Genomic DNA, 20,147 nt, shown 5'->3' with positions numbered 1-20,147 from the left:
TTTCAAAGGGGTTCCCCATGACTGATCGACTCTCTGCGCCATTTGTCTTCGAGAAATTCGTGAAGGCTCCACGCGAGCTGGTGTACGCGGCCTTTACCGAGGCAGAGCATCTGAGCCACTGGATGCGCCCACCCGGCATGGTGATGACGCAATGCGAGGTCGATGCCCGCGAAGGCGGCAGCTTTCACTATGCCTTGCGCGCCGAGGCCATGCCACTGGCACCTGTCATGTGGGGAAAATGGACATTCAGAGAACTGAAAGCGCCTGAGCGCATCGTCGCCGTCGTGCAGTTCAGCGATGCCGCTGGCGGCGTCACACGTCACCCCATGGTGGCGCAATGGCCGCTGTACACCTTGTCAACCACCACATTGGTTCAAGAGTCTGAAGGCACACGCATTCACCTCGAATGGCAGGCCCTCAATGCTGACGCAATAGAAGAAGCGGTCTTCAACAGCTCGCACGCCGGTATGACAGTGGGCTGGAGCAGCAGCATGCAGCTGCTGGCCAGCTATCTGAGCAAAATTCAGGCCGCTTAATTCAGGCCGTTTGACTTAGAGCCACTAACGCAAGCCTTGATAGGTCTTTGCTTCGCCTTGTCGTACTTTGGTACTGCCTGCGGCTTCGCGTCTCGTCTCAACCGTCAAGCTGCGGTTTACTGGCTTGCGTTAGTCGCTCTTGGTGAGGCAGTGACATTTGGACGGGCCAGAAACCGCCGCACTTCAGTTATCCATGTCCTGCTTGCGCTTGGGCGCGGCAGTAGCGTTCTTGCGGCTGGCACCGGCACGGCCTGCCTTGCTCCACTGATAGTCAAAACCATCGGGCGTCTTGCCGTCTTCCACGGCAGAAACGCCCACCAGGCCGACCATGTCGCGCAGCTCTGACGAGATGACGACATGGGCGTTGCTCTGGTCCTTGCGCAGCAGCTGGCACAGCGCCAGCGCCTCGCCCATCTGCGTATCAGAAAAGGCCTGGCATTGCGACTGCCAGGCAGGCGTCTGGCCCTCGGGCTCGGAATTACGCAGGTAAAAAACAGCAATGCTCATGGCGTGATCTTCACAACAAAACAGTGCTAGTTGTAACCCAGAGCGCAAGCCTGCACAGTGAACTCACTCTTTCTCAGTCTTTACGTGCTGGGACGTTCAGCGGCTCCCAGCGGCCGGCCACATTCTTGAGCAAGGTATTTACTGCCGTCAGCCTGCGGTTTTTGACATTGTTGAGCGTGTTTTGCGCACTCAGCACCGAAGTCTGGGCCGAGAGCACATTCAGATAGGCCACGATGCCGGCCTTGTACTGGTTGTTGGCCACCGTGAGCGACTTCTGCGCCGCCACCAGGGCCTCGGTCTGCACCTGTTCCTCCTGCGCCAGATTGACGGCCGCGACCAGATTGTCTTCCACCTCCTGCAGCGCCGTCAGCACGGTCTGCTTGTAGGTCGCGGCATTCAGGTCCAGCGTGGCACGGGCCGACTCAACAGCCGCCGAGCGCGCACCGCCATCAAAAAGGCTCATGGCCAGCGCAGGGCCCAGCGACCAGAACAGATTGGGCGCATTGAGCAGATCAGACAGGATGGAGTTGCGATAACCACCCGATGCTGACAGGGTAAGTGAGGGGAAGAACGCCGCACGCGCCACGCCCACCTGTGCATTGGCCATGGCCACGCGGCGCTCTGCCGCCGCTATGTCGGGGCGACGCTCCAGCAGGGTGGATGCCAGCATTTCAGGCACCACGGGCGGCGTGGGCAGCACTGCGGTCACCGGCAGGCTGAACTGCGCCGGAGCCTTTCCCAGCAAGGCGGCCAGTGCGTGCTCGTACTGCGCGCGGGTGATCTGTGCATCCAGCAAGCTGGCCTGCGTGCTTTTGTACTGCGACTGGGCCTGCGCCACATCGGCAGAGGACACCACGCCCGACTGGTAACGGTTTTGCGTCAGCTTCAGACTTTGCGCATAGGCGTCCAGACTCTCCTGCAAAAATTGCATCTGCGACTCTGCAGCACGCAGCGAGAAATAGGTCTGCGCCACCGATGCCTGAGCCGACAGGCGGGCCGCCGCCAGATCATCCGCACTGGCCTGGGCCGAGGCACGGCTGGCATCGACTGCGCCCGACAGCTTGCCCCACAAGTCCAGCTCCCAGCTGGCGCTCAAGCCCAACGAGAAGTTGTTGTTGATGCTGCCGCTACGGGCCACGTTATCGCCATTGGTGTTGCTGTAGGTGCCGCCCCCCGTCAGCGCACGCGTGCCGCTGCCCGTGGTGCTGAGCGTGGGCAACTGCGCAGCCCGGCTGCTGGCGATTGCGGCTTGCGCCGAGCGCAGGCGGGCCACGGCCTGCTCCACGCTGGGGTTGCCTGCGGCAGCGGCATCTTGCAACTGGTTGAGCACGGCGTCGCCATACACCGTCCACCACTGATCAGGCACGGTGACTGCAGGGCTGCCTGCCACGGTCTGCGCGGGTTGCCACACGCCAAACTGTGCCGCCTGAGGCGTGGCTTCCTTGAACTGAGCGGGCACATCCAGCTTGGGGACTTCATAGGCAGGCTGGGTGGAGCATGCCGCCAGCAAAACAGCTGCAACAATCGGCAATAGCCGGGGAAGCGAGCGAGGCAGCGCCATGGCGGATTTCTTCATAAAAGTGAGCTGCTTGCGCTTTACCTGATTGGGCTTGAGGCCGATTTGATTCAAAAACTGTGTGGACATATTCATCTCACTTCACCTCGGCCACGGCGGCGACAACTGCTTTTTGCTGTGCCTTGGGAGCACGTGAGCAAAGGCGCATGACACGATTGCGTGCACGGTCCAGCAATACATAGACCACGGGCGTGGTGTAGAGCGTGAGCAACTGGCTAAGCAGCAGACCACCCACAATCGCAATGCCCAGCGGCTGGCGCAGCTCCGCACCATCACCACGACCCAACGCCAGGGGCAGCGCGCCAAACAAGGCAGCCATGGTTGTCATCAGAATCGGGCGCAGCCGCAGATTGCAGGCGCGGTAAATGGCCTGCGCAGCTGTGGCGTGGCCGCCCTTTTCTCGCTCCAGCGCGAAGTCGATCATCATGATGGCGTTTTTCTTGACAAGCCCGATGAGCAAGATGACACCGATAAAGGCGATCAGCGAAAACTCGGTCTTGAACAGCATCAGCGCCAGAAGAGCGCCCACACCTGCGGATGGCAGCGTGGACAGAATCGTCAGCGGGTGCACCAGGTTTTCATAGAGGATGCCCAGCACCAGATAGATGGTGATGATGGCGGCCAGAATGAGCAGCGGCTGCCCGGCCAGCATCTGCTGGAAGGCCCCGGCCGAACCACTGAAGCTGCCGCGAATCGACACGGGCACACCCAGCTCCACCATGGCATTGCGAATTGCATCGTTCGCCTGCGACAGGGAGATATTCGGTGCGAGGTTGTAGCTCACCGTGCTGGCTGGCGTGCCGCTCTGGTGCTGCACAGACAGTGGCGTGGTCGATGTGGTGATCTTGGCAAACGCCGTCAGCGGAATCTGCTGGCCCGCGCTGTTGACAAAGAAGAAGCCGCGCAGTGCTTCCGGGCTCTGCAGATACTGGGTTGATGCCGTCATCACCACCCGGTACTGGTTCAGCGGGTTGTAGATCACGCCCACCTGACGCTGACCAAAGGCATCATTCAGCGTGTTGTCGATCTGCGAAACCGTCAGCCCCAGGCGCGTGGCCTGATCGCGGTCGATCACCAGCATGGTCTGCACGCCGTTGTCCTGCACATCGCTGTTGACATCGGTCAGCTCGGGCAGGGTGGAGAGCACCTGGCGAATGCGCGGCTCCCACAGGCGCAGCTCGGCCGTGTCGTCGGCCTGCAGCGTGTACTGATAGGCCGACATGCTTTGCCGTCCGCCGATGCGCACATCGCTCTGGGTCACCATGAACAGGCGCGCACCCGGCTCGTTCTTGAGCTTTTCACGCAGGCGGTTGATGACTTCGTCGCTGGAAACCTTGCGCTCGGCCATGGGCTTGAGCGACATGAACATATTGCCCGAGTTGGCCTGACCGCCGCCGGTAAAGCCGGTCACATATTCCACAGCCGGGTCCTGCTGCACGACATCCAGAAAACGCTTGATACGGCGCTCCATGGCCTGAAAGGATGTGGACTGGTCAGCGCGGATAAAGCCCATGACGCGACCCGTATCCTCGCTGGGCATAAAGCCTTTTTCAATGGCCGTGTAGAGATAGACATTGAGGCCAATGACCGCGACCAAGGCCGCCATCACCACGGGCTGGTGGCGCAGACCCCATGCCAGAGACTTGCGGTACAGCGCGGTCAGCCCTTTTTCGAAATGATCCATTGCCTGCGAGACACGCAGCCAGAAGGTATCCCAGCGGCGCGAGAACGGGCTCTTGGCGCGCTCGGCGCGGCGGCGCTCTTCTTCGGCGGGCGTGCGCAGCAGAGCTGCACACATCATGGGGGTGGTGGTCAGCGAGATGATCATGGACACCAGAATGGCTGCCGACATGACCACGGCAAACTCACGAAAGAACCGCCCCACCACGCCCGCCATGAACAAAATGGGCACGAACACGGCGATCAAAGACAGGCTCATGGAGACCACGGTAAAGCCAATCTCGCGGGCACCTTCAATGGCCGCCTGCATGGCGCTCTTGCCGCGCTCCATGTGGCGCATGACGTTTTCAAGCACCACGATGGCGTCGTCAACCACAAAGCCGGCTGCCACCGTCAGCGCCATCAGCGAGAGGTTATCCAGCGTGTAGCCGCACAGATACATGATGCCGAAAGTGCCCAGCAGCGATGCGGGCACGGCCACAGCCGGAATCAGCGTGGCGCGCAGGCGGCGCAAAAAGACGAACACAACCATGATGACCAGCGCCACCGAAATCAGCAGCGAGTTCTGCACCTCTTTGACCGAGGCTCGCAGCGTGGGCGTGCGGTCCGAGATCACCGTCACATCAATGGCTGGATTGATGGAGGCCCTGAGCTGCGGCAGCATGGCGCGCACCTTGTCCACGGACTGCAAAATATTCGCATCCGGCTGCTTGAAGACTTGCAGCAGCACCGCAGGCTTGCCGTTCATCACGCCATAGTTGCGCACATCCTGCACAGAGTCGCTAACGTCTGCCACATCGGACAAACGCACGGCGTTGCCGTTGTTCCAGCGCAGCACCAGCGGGGCATATTCAGCAGCAGTGCGGGCCTGGTCGTTGGTGGCAACCTGCCAGTATTGGTCTTCACGCTCTACCGCGCCCAGCGGGCGGTTGGCGTTGGTGGAAGTGATGGCCGTACGCACGGAATCCAGCGACACGCCTTTGGCAGCCAGCCGCACCGGGTCCAGCTCCACGCGCACGGCGGGCAAGGCGCCGCCGTTGATCGAGGCCTGCCCCACGCCATCCACTTGCGCCAGCTTCTGCGCCAGCACCGTGCTGGCCGCGTCATACATCTGGCCACGGGTCAGCGATTCAGACGTCAACGCCAAAATCATGATGGGCGCATCTGCCGGGTTCACCTTGCGGTAGGTCGGGTTGCTGGGCATGCCGGATGGCAGCAGAGTGCGCGCCGCGTTGATAGCGGCCTGCACATCATGGGCCGCGCTATCGACCGTGCGCGTCAGGTCAAACTGCAGCGTAATGCGCGTGTTGCCCATGCTGGAGCTGGACGTCATCTCGTTGACGCCCGCAATCGCGCCCAGCGCCCGCTCAAGCGGGGTGGCCACGGTGGCTGCCATGGTGTCAGGGGCGGCGCCAGGCAAACTGGCGGTGACAGAGATCGTCGGGTAGTCCACCTGCGGCAGCGGGGCCACGGGCAGCAGAAAGTAGGCCACGCCACCCACCAGCGCCATACCTATGGTCAGCAAGATGGTGGCGATGGGGCGAAAGATGAAAGGCGTGGAAATGCTCATGGCTTTGTTCCACCCTGCTCAGCCATGACTTCCGCTTCGGAATGCGGCAGATGCTTGACGGCAGACAGGCCGCGTTTGGTACGCCAGTTCTCAGCCCAGCTCTCAAAGGTCAGATAGATAACAGGGGTGGTGAACAGTGTCAGCAACTGGCTGACCAGCAGACCGCCCACCAAGGTTACGCCCAGCGGGTGGCGCAGCTCGCTGCCCACCCCAGAACCCAGCATCATGGGCAGCGCACTCAGCAAGGCGGCCAGCGTGGTCATGATGATGGGGCGAAAACGCAGCAGGCAGGCCTGATAGATGGCATCGCGCGCATTCATGCCCTCTTCACGCTGGGCATCCAGCGCGAAGTCAATCATCATGATGGCGTTCTTCTTGACGATACCAATCAGCAAGATGATGCCGATGATGGCAATGATGTCCAGATCCAGCCCCGCAACCAGCAAAGCCAGCAGGGCACCGACGCCAGCCGATGGCAGAGTGGAGAGAATCGTGATCGGGTGAATCGTGCTTTCATAGAGCACACCCAGCACGATATACATGGTGATCACAGCCGCCAGCACCAAGAGCAGCGTGTTGGACAGCGAAGCCTGAAACGCCAGTGCTGCGCCCTGGAACTGCGCATCCACCGACAGCGGAATCTGCCCTTCATCACGCAAGGTCTGAATGACTTGCTTGGATGCATCCACCGCATGGCCCAACGACACGCCTTGTGCGGTGTTAAAGGAGATAGTGGCCGCAGGCAACTGGCCCACGTGGTTGACAGCCAGCGCCATGGGACGCTCACTCACCTTGGCAATCGACGACAACGGCACGGGAGCGCCGGTGGAGGATGCGGCATAAATGGTCTGTAATGCCTCGGGGCCCACCTTGAACTGTGGCGCCACTTCCAGCACCACGCGGTACTGGTTGGACTGGGTGAAGATGGTGGAGATCAGCCGCTGTCCAAACGCGTTGTAAAGAGCTGAATCCACCGATGCCACCGTCACACCCAGACGGCTGGCCTGCGCACGGTCAATCTGCACATAGGCCTGACGGCCCTGGTTCTGCAGATCGCTGCTCACATCCAGCAGCTCGGGCAGTTGCTGCAGTTTTTCAACCAGCGCCTTGGTGCTGGCCATCAGCTGTGTCATGTCGGGCGAAGACAGCAGCAGCTGGTACTGGGTGCGCGCTTGCCGGTCTTCAATCGTCAAATCCTGCACGGGCTGGGCGTAGAGGCGAATGCCTGGTACATGCTGCGCATCTTCGGCCAGACGATTGAGCACTACGGGCAAGGTATCGCGCTTAGCATGGGGCTTGAGGTCGATCTGAATGCGGCCAGTGTTGAGCGTGGTGTTGGTGCCATCCACGCCAATAAAGGACGAGATGGAAGCCACGGCCGGGTCTTTGAGTAACTGATCGGCCAGCGCCTGCTGGCGCTCGGCCATGGCAGCGAACGAGATGGACTGATCGGCCTCGGTGGTCGCGGCAATCGTGCCCGTGTCCTGCTCGGGGAAAAAGCCCTTGGGCACGACGAAATACAGCAGCACCGTCACGGCCAGCGTGGCCAGAAACACCAGCCAGGTCAGCTTGCTGTGGTTCAGCACCCAGGTCAGCATGCGGCCGTATTCAGCAATCACTTTGTCAAAGAAACGTGCAATGGCCGCGCCCATGCCTTTGGATTCTGCAGCCTGCTCGGCCTCAGGCTTGTGGCGCAGCAAGCGCGCGCACAGCATCGGCGTGAGCGTGAGAGAGACCACGGCCGAGATCAGAATCGCCACCGTCATGGTGATGGCGAATTCGTGGAACAGACGCCCCACTACGTCGCCCATGAACAGCAATGGAATCAGCACCGCCACTAAAGAGATGGTCAGCGAGATGATGGTGAAGCCGATCTGCTTGGCCCCCTTGAGCGCGGCCTGCATGGGTGGCTCGCCCTTTTCCACATAGCGGGCGATGTTCTCTATCATCACAATGGCATCGTCCACCACAAAGCCTGTGGAGATGGTCAGCGCCATCAACGTGAGGTTGTTGATGGAGTAGCCGGCCAGATACATGACACCAAAGGTGCCTATCAGCGACAGCGGCACCGCCACGCTAGGGATCAGCGTGGCCGAAGCGCTGCGCAGGAACAGGAAAATCACCATCACCACCAGAGCAATGGCCAGGCCCAGTTCAAACTGCATGTCCTCGACCGAGGCGCGGATGGTCACGGTGCGATCCGTCAGCACCTGCACATCGATGGAGGCTGGCAGCGTTTCCTTGAGCTGAGGCAGCAAAGCCTTGATGGCATCAACCGTGTCGATCACGTTGGCACCGGGCTGACGGCGAATGTTCAAAATCACTGCCGATTTGGAACCCGTGTCTGGCGTGCCCGACCAAGCGGCAAGGCGGGTGTTTTCGGCGTCATCCACGGTCTGCGCCACATCGGACAAGCGCACGGGGTTGCCGTTTTTAAAGGCGATGATGAGATTGCGGTACTCGGCCGCAGACTGCATCTGGTCGTTGGCATCGATGGTGGATGCGCGGTTAGGGCCGTCAAAACTGCCCTTGGCGGTCTTGACGTTGGCCGCTGAGATGGCAGAGCGCACATCATCAAGCGTCATGCCAAAGCTGGCCAGTGCCGCAGGGTTGGCCTGAATGCGCACCGCAGGGCGGCGCGCACCGGCAATGGCAACCAGACCCACGCCCTTGACCTGCGAGAGCTTGGGCGCAAGCCGGTTTTCCACCAGATCATTGATCTTGATAACGGGCTGCGAAGGCGAGCTGATGGCCAGCGTCAACACCGGCGCATCAGCCGGGTTGACCTTGCTGTACAACGGGGGCATGGGCAGGTCGCTGGGCAGCAAATTGCTGCCGGCGTTGATGGCGGCCTGCACCTGCTGCTCGGCCACGTCCATGGACATGGACAGCGAGAAGCGCAGGTTAATGACCGATGCGCCACCAGAGCTGGTGGACGACATCTGGTCCAGCCCCGGCATCTGACCAAACTGCCGCTCAAGCGGCGCTGTGACGTTGGAGGTCATCACATCAGGACTGGCGCCCGGATAAAGCGTGGTGACCTGAATCGTGGGGTAGTCCACCTCGGGCAGAGCTGAGATGGGCAACAGTCGGTAGGCAAGAATGCCCGCAATCAGCACCGCGACCATCAGCAAGCTGGTGGCAATGGGTCTAAGAATAAAGATGCGCGAGATATTCATGATGGCCGCAGCTTCTGCCTATGCTTAGCGGCCTGCGCTGTTTGCGCCACCATTTGCGTTACCACTGGCTTCGCCCTTGGCTTCACGCTCGGCACGCATTTTCTGGAAGAAGGCCTTGCGCTCTTCAGGCGACATGGCATCCAGCTTCTCGCGCTGGTCGGGGGTCAGCTGGGGACGGTCGCCCCGCCCTTCGCCTCGTTCCTCGACTCTGCCTTCACCACCGCGCTCTCCACGTCCTTCAGCACGCTGTGCCGCAGGTGCTGCCGATTCCGGCTGAGCTTGTTGAGGCTTGGCTGGCTCTGCAGCTCCCGCTTTGCCCTGTGCCTCAGGCTTGCGGGGCTGATCTCCGCTGCGGCCTTCACCGGCTGGGGCTGCTCCTGGCCCCGCATTTGCGCCATTGGCACCACGCTCGGCGCGCAGCTTCTGGAAGAAGGCCTTGCGCTCGTCAGGTGTCATCTTGGAGAGTTTTTCGCGCTGCTCAGGCGTCAGGTTGCGCATGCCGCGCGGCTGGCCGGCGGCGTCCTGCACGGCCTGATCGACCTTTTTGACCTTTTCAGAATCCACCACCGTGACCTGAGCGCCTTCACGCAAGCGGTCGATACCGTCGGTCACCACCTTGTCGCCCGGCTCCAGCTCGCCGCGCACGCTGACAAAGTCACCATCAGCCACACCCACGGTGATCTTGCGCTGGGTGACGGTGTTATCGGGCTTGACCAGATACACATAGTTGTTCTGAACGGCATTGGCCGGAACGGCCAGCACCTGATCGAGCTGACGCACCTGCAGCTTGACATTGACAAACTGATTGGCAAACAGCCTGCGCTCGGTATTGTCAAAAGCGGCCTTGGCCTTGACGGTGCCGGTGGTCGTGTCAATGCTGTTGTCCAGCGCATTGAGCAGGCCCTTGGCCAAAATCTGCTTTTGCTCGCGGTCCCACAGCTCCACCGGCATGGGCTGGCCTGCGCTCAATTGCTGGGCCAAGGTGCTGACATGGGCTTCGGGGATGGAGAAGACCGCATCGATAGGCCGCACCTGCGCAATCGTCACCAGCCCGTTGGTATCCGAGGGGTTGACCACATTCCCAAGGTCGGCCTGACGCAGACCCAGACGACCCGAGATGGGTGCCGTGATCTTGGTGTAGCTCAGCTGCAGCTTGGCCGCATCGACCTGACCCTGGTCTGCGGCCACCGTGCCTTGCAACTGGCGCACCAGCGCTTCTTGTGTATCCACCTGCTGGCTTGCAATGGAGTCTTGCGCCAGCAAATCCTTGTAGCGCTTCAGATCCAGCTGCGCATTCGTGAGCTGCGCCTGATCGCGCAGCAGCGATCCCTGCGCCTGCGCCAGCGCTGCGGTAAAGCTGCGCGGATCAATCTCGGCCAGTAACTGTCCCGCCTTGACCTCGTCACCTTCCTTGAAATAAAGCTTGAGCAGCTCGCCCGAGACCTTGGCCCGCACGACAGCCGTGGCCCGCGCATTCATGGTGCCTATGGCGCTGATGAGCACGCGCATATCACGCCGCTCCACCACACCCACAGACACAGGCTGGGACTGCCCCGCACCGCCCGGGCCACCCGGGCCCATGCGACCACCGCGCCCGCCAGGTCCTGATTTAGGAGCAGTTTGCGCTGATGCATCCTCCCCTGCACCCTGTTTTTGCTTGTACCACCAGTAGCCCCCACCCGTTGCAGCCAGCGCCAGAACGACGGCAGCCAAAATGACAGGACTGGCTTTGCCCAGCTGTGAAGATTGAGGGGTTGGAGTCAAAGAAGGTGTGCTGGGCATGGTGTGAGCGCAGGAAGTTCGAGCCTGAATTGCCACCAATGGTATCTATTTGCAATTCAACCTTCGGTCAGGCAGCGCCGGCTTTGCCTGCATTTACCCCCGCTTTACCTTGGGTTTACCTGTGTCACCCCGCAAAAAACAGTGCTGACTTTCATCAAACCAATACCCTGGATTTCAGGCCTCATGCTTGACTGCTGACACTGCCACGGGTGCGCCCGCACTAGGGCAGCCACGAATCTCGCTCCAAGGAGAAACCGATATGAGCACCGAACGCCTGACCAACCACCCCGAAGAAGCCGCTGTGCGCGCTCCCCTGGAGCTGTACATGCGCGGCCACGCCGAAGACAACGCCGAGCATATGCGCGCTGCCTTCATGCCCACGGCCCGCCTGGAGTCGGTGCGCGAAGGCCCGCTGACATCCTGGGATGTGGACTTCTACTGCCAGCGTTTCAAGAACACGCCCGCCGCTGACGAAGCCAAGCGCCGCCGCGTGATCGAATCGCTGGACATCGTGGGCACCGCCGCCATGGCCAAGGTCACCCTCTATCACGGTGCCGTGACTTTCACCGACTACTTCCTGCTGCTCAAGACCGAGCAAGGCTGGAAGATTGCCAACAAGGCTTTCCACGCTCAGCCCCAGTAATTGGGCAACAGCAAGCCGAAACGGCTTTGAAACAAAGGCCTCTGCCCGTACGGCAGAGGCCTTTTTTGTTGGCTCACATGTTGATGCTGGACTCTTGTTCGCAAAATCGCGCAGCCCTCAAGGCTGTCGAAAAAAATCAGTACCGCACCTCAAGCTGACGCAGCTCAAGCCCTCTACTGATTTCCCCTAACCCCTTACCCGCAAAGCCCCTGAATGACAGCAGGCGCACACTGATTCACAGACTCAGGAAACCTGTCAAATATTCAAATAAAACAAGGCTCTAGTGCTTGATTGGATTGCATCACCAGCTATCAAACCAGTAGTAGGCAATCGCTGACGCTCAGCCACCACATTCAGGACGATATTTGTAAAAAACTTGATACCGCCGTCCGTAGAATCTCTTCCTTGGTTAGAACACATAGATCGCCCCTTGAGGCTTACCAGCTCCAAACCGCGCGACGCAACACAGCCTACTTTTTGGAGACACCATGCAGGCTTTACTCGCCCTGTCAAAGGGCATAGACAGGCTCAATGCCTTTGTCGGCAAATATTCCATCTGGCTGATATTTGCCGCCACCTTCATCAGCGCCGCCAACGCCATCGTTCGCAAGGTCTTTGACACCAGCTCCAACGCCTTCCTGGAAGTGCAGTGGTACCTGTTTGCCTGGTCCTTTCTGATTGCCGCCGGCTACACCCTGCTGCACCGCGAGCATGTGCGTATCGACGTCATCAACTCCCGCCTGTCCAAGAAAACGCAGGTCTGGATCGACATCATCGGCTTCGCACTGTTCCTGACGCCGCTGTGCATCACCATCCTCTGGCTGAGCACGCCCGTGGCGATTCAGATGTGCCAGTCGGGCGAAGTGTCGGGCAACCCAGGTGGCCTGATTCGCTGGCCGGTATGGGCAGCCATCCCCGTGGGCATCACCTTGCTGATGCTGCAGGGCTGGTCTGAGCTGATCAAGCGCATCGCATTTTTGACTGGCAATGGCCCCGACCCCATGGGCAAGCTGCAGGACAAGAGCGCCGAAGAAGAGCTGGCCGAAGCACTGCGTGCCGAAGCCGATCGCAAGCAGGCTGAGGCGCTGACCGCTCAGGCCAAGGCATAAGAAGTAGCGGGAGACATCAATGGAATTTATCGCTACCAACTACGCCCCCATCATGTTTGCGGGGCTGATCTGTTTCTTGCTGCTGGGCTTCCCCGTGGCATTCAGTCTGGGTGCTGCGGGCCTGGCCTTCGGCTTTCTGGGCATCGAGCTGGGCGTCTTCCCCTCGTCCGTCATGGCCTGGCTGCCCCAGCGCCTGATCGGCATCATGGCCAACGACACCTTGCTGGCCGTCCCCTTCTTTACCTTGATGGGCCTGATTCTTGAGCGCTCGGGCATGGCAGAGGATTTGCTGGACACCGTCGGTCAGGTCTTTGGCCCCATCCGCGGCGGCCTGGCTCTGGCCGTGATCTTTGTGGGCGCGCTGCTGGCAGCCACCACCGGTGTGGTTGCCGCTTCGGTGATCTCCATGGGCCTGATCTCGCTGCCCATCATGCTGCGCTACGGCTACGACCGCCCCTTGTCTGCGGGCGTGATTGCCGCATCCGGCACGCTGGCCCAGATCATTCCACCATCGCTGGTGCTGATTCTGATGGCCGACCAGCTGGGCAAGAGCGTGGGCGATATGTACAAGGGCGCCTTCATCCCCGGCTTCATGCTGATGGGTCTGTATGTGCTGTGGGTCATGTTCCTGGCCGTGTTCAAGCCCAAGCTGGTTCCCGCACTGCCGCCTGAAGCCCGTATCTACCGCGAAGCCAATGGCAACGGCGGCTACACCTCGCTGGTCGTGGTGCTGGGTCTGTCCACCATCGTCGCCATCTTCCTGGCCAACCACATGGCTGACCTGCACACCTGGTGGCAGGGCAAGGAAGTGCTGGACGTTGCCACAGACGAAAAGATTGTCTCCGCCATGTGCGGCGGCACCTTCATGGCCTTTGTGATCGCTTCGCTGAACCGCGTGTTCAAGCTGGGCCTGCTGTCCAAGCTGGCCGAGCGCGTGACCTTTGTGCTGATCCCCCCCTGCTGTTGATCTTCCTGGTGCTGGGCACCATCTTCCTGGGCATTGCGACACCTACCGAAGGCGGCGCCATGGGCGCGATGGCTGCGCTCATCATGGGCTTTGCACGCGGCCGTCTGAACATGACTCTGCTCACGCAGGCTCTGGCATCCACCACCAAGCTGGCCAGCTTTGTGATGTTCATCATGATTGGCGCCACCACCTTCAGTCTGGTCTTCCAGGCGGCTGACGGCCCCAAGTGGGTTGAGCACCTGCTCACCGGTCTGCCCGGCGGCCAGGTAGGCTTCCTGATCGTGGTCAACGTCATGATCTTTTTCCTGGCCTTCTTCCTGGACTACTTTGAGCTGTCGTTCATCGTGGTGCCGCTGCTGGGCCCCGTGGCCGAGAAGATGGGCATTGATCTGATCTGGTTCGGCGTGCTGCTTGCGGTCAATATGCAGACCTCCTTCATGCACCCGCCATTCGGCTTTGCACTGTTCTTCCTACGCTCCGTTGCACCCGATAAGCAGTATGTGGACAAGGTCACGCACAAGGTCATCGAGCCCGTGACCACCATGCAGATCTACAAGGGAGCCATTCCCTTTGTGCTGATCCAGCTGGTGATGGTGGGCACGCTGATCGCCTTCCCAGGCATCGTGACGGGCGCGCTCGATAAACCGGTCGTCGTCGACATGCAGAAAGTCGGCGACCAGCTGCAGGAGCAGTTGAACGACGCTGGCGGCGGCTACGGTGCAGACAACCCGTTTGGCGCACCTGAAGGTGGCGAAGAAGGCTCAGCCTCTCCCGACGCGCCCAAAGACGGCAGCCAGCCAGCGCCAGAGGCCCCGAGCGCTGACACCGGTTACGGCTCGGACGACCCAGCCAAAGCTCTGCAGGATTCGCTGACGCCTACACCTGCTGCCAAGTAAGCAGCAGAAAGTCAGAGCTGGCAGCCAGAAACTGCCAGCTTCCAGGCAAGCCCCGCCTCGCAAGAGCCGGGGCTTTTTCATGCCTGCCCACCCTGCTGCGCATATAAAACAATAGCCGTCAGCGTTTGCTAAGCATTGCCTTCAAGGTCATAAGAAGCTGAAACCCATGAATGGCAAGCGCTGGACGCTCCCAAAATAAAAAAGCCGCAAGAGATTCTTGCGGCTTTTGCGTTTGCGGTGCAGCCTAGCTGCACCTTGAAAAGCATCAGATCTTGGCGGTAGCCATGTACTGGTTGAAGGGGTACTCCGAGAAGCGGTTCCACAGGATCTGATCGCGCTGGAAAGCGCGCATGTCCTGGTGAATTTTCTTGAACTCGGGCGACTTGGCTTCGTGCTCGGCAAACACTTCCATGGAGGCCTTGAAGCCAGCGTCCATCAACGGCTTGGGGAACATCTTCAGCTGCGTCTTGTTGGCCACCAGGCGCTTGATGGCCTGGGGGTTCAGCACCTGGTACTTGGAGGTCATGTCCATGGCGGCCACGCGAGTCGCGGCATCCAGAATGGCCTTGTTCTCAGGCGACAGAGCGTTGTACTTCTTGATGTTGATGAAGAACTCCAGCTCGGCAGAGCCTTCCCACCAGCCGGGATAGTAGTAGTAAGGCGCAACCTTGTTGAAGCCCAGCTTTTCGTCGTCGTAAGGACCGACGAATTCCACAGCATCCAGAGTGCCCTTTTCCAGCGCCTGGTAGACATCGCCAGCAGGCATGTTTTGCGCCACCACGCCCAGCTTGGCCATGGCCTCGCCGAACACACCGCCGCCCAGACGCATCTTCAGACCCTTGAGATCTTCCACGGTCTTGATTTCCTTGCGGTACCAGCCGCCCATCTGGGTGGTGGTGTTGCCGGCGGATGCGGTCTTGAAGTTGTACTTGGCGAAGAAAGCATCCAGCAGCTTGCGGCCATTGCCATGGTCCTTCCAACCATTCATCTGCAGCGCGGTCAGGCCAAACGGCACTGCGCAGCTGAAGGCGAAGATGGGGTCTTTGCCGGTGAAGTAGTAGGCCGCCGTCTGTGCCATGTCGATGGTGTCGCCCTGCAGTGCATCCACCACGCCAAAAGCAGGCATCAGCTCGCCAGCGGGGTGCACCGAGATTTCAAACTTGCCGCCCGACATGGCCTTGACCACTTGCGACAGCTTTTCGGCGCTGCCAAAGATGGTGTCCAGCGACTTGGGGAAGCTGGAAGCCAGACGCCAGCGCACTGCGGCCTGAGCGTGAACAGCGGGAGCTGCACCAGCAGCCAGCACGCCAGCGATACCCGCATTTTTCAGAATAGAACGACGATCCACTTTTTAGTCTCCTTGAGGAAGTTATTGGGCTGGCACAGATGACGGATCTAAGCCAGCTTCACTCATGTAACAGGCACAAAATGTACACGAGCCCAACGCGGAGTGCTCACTAAAAAGTGACCGTTCATTTAAGAAGTTCTACCTAGTGATTTTCATCAATCTCAATCACTCAAGAGCAAGCGCTTACAGCCGGACAGCACTCATATAACTGGCATAGCGAAATTCCGAGAACCGGTCCCACAGCAGTTGGTCATGCTGAAACCCGCGCATGCTGCGGTGAATTTTCTTGAACATGGCCGACTTGGCTTCATGCTCGGCCATGGTCGCCATCACCGCCTTAAAGCCCGCATCCATCAACTCGCGCGGGAAGGCGCGCAATTGCACTCTTTCACTCAGCAGCTTCTTCAATGCGGCGGGGTTTAGCGCCAGATATTTGGCCGTCAAATCCTTGGCCGCCAGCGCAGCTGCGGCTTCCACCATGGCCCGGTGCTCAGGTGCCAGCGCGGCAAAGGCCTTGGTGTTAATGAAATAGGCCAGCTCAGCCCCACCCTCCCACCAGCCGGGGTAGTAGTAGTAAGGCGCAATCTTGCCAAAGCCCAGTTTCTGGTCGTCGTAGGGGCCGACAAACTCCACCGCATCGAGCCTGCCTTTTTCGAGCGCCTGCTGCGCATCACCAATCGGCATATTGACGGCCTGCACACCCAGCTTTTGCAGCGCATCGCCCAGCAGGCCACCGCCTGCGCGCATGCGCAGACCACGCAAGTCTTGCACGCTCTTGATTTCTTTGCGGTACCAGCCGCCCATCTGCGTGCCGGTGTTGCCCGCGCTCAGGCTCTTGATGTTGTACTGGGCGTAGAAGTCATCCATGAGCTTGCGCCCACCGCCATACTCCATCCAGGCGTCCATCTGCCGGGCCGTCAGACCAAAAGGAACGGCGCAGCCCAGGGCGAAGCAGTAGTCCTTGTCTGTGAAGTAGTACGGAGCCGTCAGCGCCATCTCTACAGTACCGCTTTGCACGCCTTCCATCACACCAAACGCGGGCATCAGTTCGCCTGCGGCGTGAATGCTGACTTCGATCTGGCCTGCAGACATGACGCGCAGCGTCTGGGCAAATTTCTCTGCAGCGCCAGAGATGGCATCCAGTGCTTTGGGGAAGCTCGTCACAAGGCGCCAGCGCAGCACCTCCTGGGCGCGAACTGCAGGTGCGACACCCGCAGCCAGCACGCCAGCCATGCCCACATGTTTGACGAGTGAGCGACGATCCATGAATATTTCTCCGCAATAAGTTTGTCAGTGACTCAACCGTTATATCAGGCTGAGCCCAAGCCCCAGCCATTCTAGAAACGCAGATGCCGACTGTGTGGAGATTAAGGTCTGCCGTCAGTTTTCTTTGCCATGTCACCAAGATCTCGCAAAGAAAAAAGGCCCTTCAATGAAGGGCCTCATTTTTGCCATGCAACTCAGGCAGCAAGACGTTTGCGAATCGAGGCTTCAATACCTTCAGCATCCAGCCCTTGCAGCGCCAGCAGCTTGACGGGGTCGCCATGCTCGATGAACTGATCGGGCAGGCCCAGTTGCAGCACGCTCTTGGTCACGCCGTGGGCAGCCAAAGCTTCCATCACCGCCGTGCCAGCACCACCCATGATGCAACTGTCTTCCAGCGTCACGATCAAATCATGCTCGGCAGCCAGTTTGAGCAGCAGCGCTTCATCCAGCGGCTTGGCCCAGCGCATATTGGCCACGCTGGCGTCCAGCGCCTCGGCGGCTTGCAGTGCGGGGTAGAGCAGCGGACCGAAGGCCAGAATCGCCACCTTTTTAGAGGCCGATTCGCGGCGCATTTCGCCCTTGCCGAAGGGCAAAGCCTCCAGACTTTCCAGCGGAGCCACACCCACACCGGCGCCGCGCGGGTAGCGCACGCAGACGGGGTGATTTTGCTCGTAAGCCGTGCTCAGCAACTGGCGCGTTTCGCGCTCGTCGGCCGGGCAAGCCATGCTCATATTCGGAATGCAGCGCACAAAGGCCACATCGTATGCACCGGCGTGCGTAGCGCCATCAGCGCCCACCAGACCTGCACGGTCCAGCGCAAACACCACAGGTAGGTTTTGCAGGGCCACGTCGTGAATCAGCTGGTCGTAGCCACGTTGCAAAAAGGTTGAATAGATGGCGACCACGGGCTTGAGCCCTTCGCAGGCCATGCCACCCGCAAAGGTGACTGCGTGCTGCTCGGCAATACCCACGTCGTAGTAGCGACCGGGGAAGCGCTTGTGAAACTCCACCATGCCCGAGCCTTCGCGCATGGCTGGCGTGATGCCCACCAAGCGCTGATCCTTGGCCGCCATATCGCACAACCAGGAGCCAAAGATTTGCGTAAAGGTCTGCTTGGCCGGTGTAGCGGACTTGACTAAGCCAACCGCCGGGTCGAACTTGCCAGGACCGTGATAAGCAATCGGGTCAGCCTCGGCCATCTTGTAGCCCTGGCCTTTTTTGGTGACCACGTGCAGGAACTGCGGGCCTTTCAGGCCTTTGATGTTTTCCAGCGTAGGAATCAGCGAATCCAGATCGTGACCATCAATCGGGCCGATGTAGTTGAAGCCGAACTGCTCAAACATGGTGGCAGGAACGACCATGCCCTTGGCCTGCTGCTCAAGGCGCTTGGCCAGTTCCAGCAGGGGAGGCACCTGTTTGAGAACGCTCTTGCCCACATCACGGGCCTTGGCGTAGAACTGGCCGCTCATCAGCTGGGCCAGATAGCGGTTCAGCGCACCCACGGGCGGGCTGATGCTCATATCGTTGTCATTGAGGATGACCAGCAGATTGGCATCCGTCACGCCGCCGTTGTTCAGCGCCTCAAAGGCCATGCCGGCCGTCATCGCACCGTCGCCAATCACGGCAATGGCACGGCGGTCTTCGCCCTTTTGCTTGGCAGCCATGGCCATGCCTAAAGCGGCAGAGATGCTGGTGGACGAGTGCGCCGTGCCAAAGGTGTCGTATTCGCTCTCGGTGCGCTGAGGAAAGCCTGACAGCCCGCCCATCTGGCGCAGCGTGGACATGCGATCGCGGCGGCCAGTCAGAATTTTGTGCGGATAGGTCTGGTGACCCACATCCCAGACGACGCGGTCATACGGCGTGTTGAACACCGCATGCAGCGCCACCGTCAGCTCCACTGTGCCCAGATTGGAGCTGAGGTGTCCGCCTGTCTTGGAGACACTGTCGAGCACATAGCCGCGCAGCTCGGCGGCCAGCGTCTTGAGCTGCGCACGCGGCAGGCGGCGCATCTCTGCGGGATCATTGATGCTCTGCAGCAAAGGGTATGTGTTCGTGGACATGATCTATATTTTTAATAGCTGCTAGCGCTTGCCAATACTGGATTACAGGGCTTTTTTATTCTTGATTTTTAGTGTGTGCGCTGCACCACCATATCAGCCAGTGCCGCCAGCGCCTGTGTATCTGCCAGACCGCTGCGGGCCAGTGCGGCATGGGCCTGCAGGCGCAGCTCTTCAGCATGCGCACGTGCAGTATCCAGCCCCAGCAGGGACACATAGGTAGGCTTGTCATTGGCGGCATCCTTGCCCGCCGTCTTGCCCAGCGTGGCCGAATCTGCGACCACATCCAGAATGTCATCAACGACCTGGAAGGCTACGCCCAGCGCCTGGCCGTAGTCCGTCAGCGCAGCCAGAGCCGCATCATCCGTTTTTTCATTGCAGGCAGCGCCCATGAGCACGCTACCCAGAAGCAGAGCGCCGGTCTTGAGACGGTGCATTTCGCGCAGCTGTGCTTCATCAAGCTGTTTGCCCACGCTGGCCAGATCAATGGCCTGACCGCCTGCCATGCCCTGACCGCCTGCGGCAGCGCCCAGCAAGCGGCAAAGCTTGGCCTGCATGGAGCATGGAATGCCTTCATCCTCAGGCAGCAGCAGCTCGAAGGCCAGCGCCTGCAGCGCATCACCGGCGAGCAGGGCCGAGGCTTCGCCAAACTGCACATGCACAGTGGGCTTGCCGCGGCGCATGATGTCGTTGTCCATGCAGGGCATGTCGTCGTGCACCAGCGAGTAAGCGTGGATCAGCTCCACCGCGCAACCGGCGCGCAGCATGGCAGCCGCTTGCCCGCCCACGGCTTCTGCAGCCGCCCAGACCAGCAAGGGCCGCAGGCGCTTGCCGCCATCGAGCACGGCGTAACGCATGGCTTCACCCAGACCAGCAGGCGTGTTGATGCCCACCCAGCGCGACAGCGCGTACTCGGTGCGAGCCAGTCGCTCCTGCATCCAGGCAGAGAAATCCAGGGCAGGCTTGCCCGCGTTCAGAGAAGTCGACTGTTCAGCAATCATTGATTCATTCATGGGCGGCATATTCAAGGC

The 20,147-nt window shown here is 60.3% G+C and carries 12 protein-coding genes and 1 pseudogene; 4 read left to right on the top strand and 9 right to left on the bottom strand.

Features of this window, described 5'->3' with window-relative positions:
• The first annotated feature begins 17 nt into the window (after nucleotides 1-17).
• Nucleotides 18-536, top strand: coding sequence for an SRPBCC domain-containing protein (locus tag CLU84_RS04495; RefSeq protein ID WP_099736127.1), 519 nt, complete (start codon nucleotides 18-20; stop codon nucleotides 534-536).
• Between the two features lie 183 nt (nucleotides 537-719).
• Here the strand turns inward: CLU84_RS04495 and CLU84_RS04490 are convergent, their stop codons facing one another.
• From CLU84_RS04490 to CLU84_RS04470, 5 genes are all read right to left on the bottom strand, one after another.
• Entirely contained in the window at nucleotides 720-1,043 is a 324-nt protein-coding gene (locus CLU84_RS04490; RefSeq protein ID WP_099736126.1) for a hypothetical protein, read from the bottom strand.
• A 73-nt stretch (nucleotides 1,044-1,116) separates the two neighbouring features.
• Complete coding sequence (locus tag CLU84_RS04485; RefSeq protein ID WP_099736125.1) at nucleotides 1,117-2,694, bottom strand: efflux transporter outer membrane subunit; 1,578 nt, start codon at nucleotides 2,692-2,694, stop codon at nucleotides 1,117-1,119.
• A 1-nt stretch (nucleotide 2,695) separates the two neighbouring features.
• Nucleotides 2,696-5,869, bottom strand: a complete 3,174-nt coding sequence (locus CLU84_RS04480) for an efflux RND transporter permease subunit (protein WP_099736124.1) — start codon at nucleotides 5,867-5,869, stop codon at nucleotides 2,696-2,698.
• Nucleotides 5,866-9,048 carry an MdtB/MuxB family multidrug efflux RND transporter permease subunit gene (locus CLU84_RS04475; RefSeq protein ID WP_099736123.1) on the bottom strand — a complete coding sequence of 1,061 codons (3,183 nt, stop codon included), beginning with the start codon at nucleotides 9,046-9,048 and terminating at the stop codon, nucleotides 5,866-5,868. The genes CLU84_RS04480 and CLU84_RS04475 overlap by 4 nt, the downstream gene beginning before the upstream one ends.
• 24 nt (nucleotides 9,049-9,072) lie before the next feature.
• A complete protein-coding gene (locus tag CLU84_RS04470; protein ID WP_099736122.1) occupies nucleotides 9,073-10,830 on the bottom strand; it encodes an MdtA/MuxA family multidrug efflux RND transporter periplasmic adaptor subunit in 1,758 nt (585 codons plus the stop codon).
• Nucleotides 10,831-11,089: 259 nt separating this feature from the next.
• On the opposite strand from CLU84_RS04470, the gene CLU84_RS04465 reads away from it, so the two are divergent.
• The 3 genes and pseudogenes from CLU84_RS04465 (at nucleotide 11,090) to CLU84_RS04455 (ending at nucleotide 14,445) form a co-directional block, all read left to right on the top strand.
• Complete coding sequence (locus tag CLU84_RS04465; protein WP_099736121.1) at nucleotides 11,090-11,473, top strand: nuclear transport factor 2 family protein; 384 nt, start codon at nucleotides 11,090-11,092, stop codon at nucleotides 11,471-11,473.
• Nucleotides 11,474-11,961: 488 nt separating this feature from the next.
• A complete protein-coding gene (locus CLU84_RS04460; RefSeq protein WP_099736120.1) occupies nucleotides 11,962-12,582 on the top strand; it encodes a TRAP transporter small permease subunit in 621 nt (206 codons plus the stop codon).
• Nucleotides 12,583-12,601: 19 nt separating this feature from the next.
• Nucleotides 12,602-14,445, top strand: a pseudogene (locus CLU84_RS04455) (TRAP transporter large permease subunit).
• Nucleotides 14,446-14,710: 265 nt separating this feature from the next.
• Here the strand turns inward: CLU84_RS04455 and CLU84_RS04450 are convergent.
• From CLU84_RS04450 to CLU84_RS04435, 4 genes are all read right to left on the bottom strand, one after another.
• The gene (locus CLU84_RS04450) at nucleotides 14,711-15,793 is read right to left on the bottom strand and encodes a TRAP transporter substrate-binding protein (RefSeq protein ID WP_099736119.1); all 1,083 of its coding nucleotides are present in this window, start codon (nucleotides 15,791-15,793) and stop codon (nucleotides 14,711-14,713) included.
• Nucleotides 15,794-15,976: 183 nt separating this feature from the next.
• Nucleotides 15,977-17,059: a TRAP transporter substrate-binding protein DctP gene (dctP, locus tag CLU84_RS04445; RefSeq protein ID WP_099736118.1), complete on the bottom strand. Its 1,083-nt coding sequence runs from the start codon at nucleotides 17,057-17,059 to the stop codon at nucleotides 15,977-15,979.
• A gap of 194 nt (nucleotides 17,060-17,253) precedes the next feature.
• Nucleotides 17,254-19,119, bottom strand: a complete 1,866-nt coding sequence (dxs, locus tag CLU84_RS04440; protein ID WP_099736117.1) for a 1-deoxy-D-xylulose-5-phosphate synthase — start codon at nucleotides 19,117-19,119, stop codon at nucleotides 17,254-17,256.
• A gap of 68 nt (nucleotides 19,120-19,187) precedes the next feature.
• On the bottom strand, nucleotides 19,188-20,129 hold the full coding sequence (locus CLU84_RS04435) for a polyprenyl synthetase family protein (RefSeq protein WP_099736116.1): 942 nt from the start codon (nucleotides 20,127-20,129) through the stop codon (nucleotides 19,188-19,190).
• Nucleotides 20,130-20,147 lie beyond the last annotated feature (18 nt).

The organism is Comamonas sp. 26 (assembly GCF_002754475.1).
In the GTDB taxonomy this organism is placed as follows: Bacteria; Pseudomonadota; Gammaproteobacteria; order Burkholderiales; family Burkholderiaceae_C; genus Comamonas.
The sequence above is the reverse complement of the archived record's forward strand: the minus strand, read 5'-3'. Positions and strand labels throughout refer to the sequence as shown.

Coding starts and splice junctions, on each gene's coding strand:
- CLU84_RS04495 (WP_099736127.1), top strand. CDS start 18: ATGACTGATCGACTCTCTGCGCCATTTGTCTTCGAGAAATTCGTGAAG.
- CLU84_RS04490 (WP_099736126.1), bottom strand. CDS start 1,043: ATGAGCATTGCTGTTTTTTACCTGCGTAATTCCGAGCCCGAGGGCCAG.
- CLU84_RS04485 (WP_099736125.1), bottom strand. CDS start 2,694: ATGAATATGTCCACACAGTTTTTGAATCAAATCGGCCTCAAGCCCAAT.
- CLU84_RS04480 (WP_099736124.1), bottom strand. CDS start 5,869: ATGAGCATTTCCACGCCTTTCATCTTTCGCCCCATCGCCACCATCTTG.
- CLU84_RS04475 (WP_099736123.1), bottom strand. CDS start 9,048: ATGAATATCTCGCGCATCTTTATTCTTAGACCCATTGCCACCAGCTTG.
- CLU84_RS04470 (WP_099736122.1), bottom strand. CDS start 10,830: ATGCCCAGCACACCTTCTTTGACTCCAACCCCTCAATCTTCACAGCTG.
- CLU84_RS04465 (WP_099736121.1), top strand. CDS start 11,090: ATGAGCACCGAACGCCTGACCAACCACCCCGAAGAAGCCGCTGTGCGC.
- CLU84_RS04460 (WP_099736120.1), top strand. CDS start 11,962: ATGCAGGCTTTACTCGCCCTGTCAAAGGGCATAGACAGGCTCAATGCC.
- dctP (WP_099736118.1), bottom strand. CDS start 17,059: ATGGATCGTCGCTCACTCGTCAAACATGTGGGCATGGCTGGCGTGCTG.
- dxs (WP_099736117.1), bottom strand. CDS start 19,119: ATGTCCACGAACACATACCCTTTGCTGCAGAGCATCAATGATCCCGCA.
- CLU84_RS04435 (WP_099736116.1), bottom strand. CDS start 20,129: ATGAATGAATCAATGATTGCTGAACAGTCGACTTCTCTGAACGCGGGC.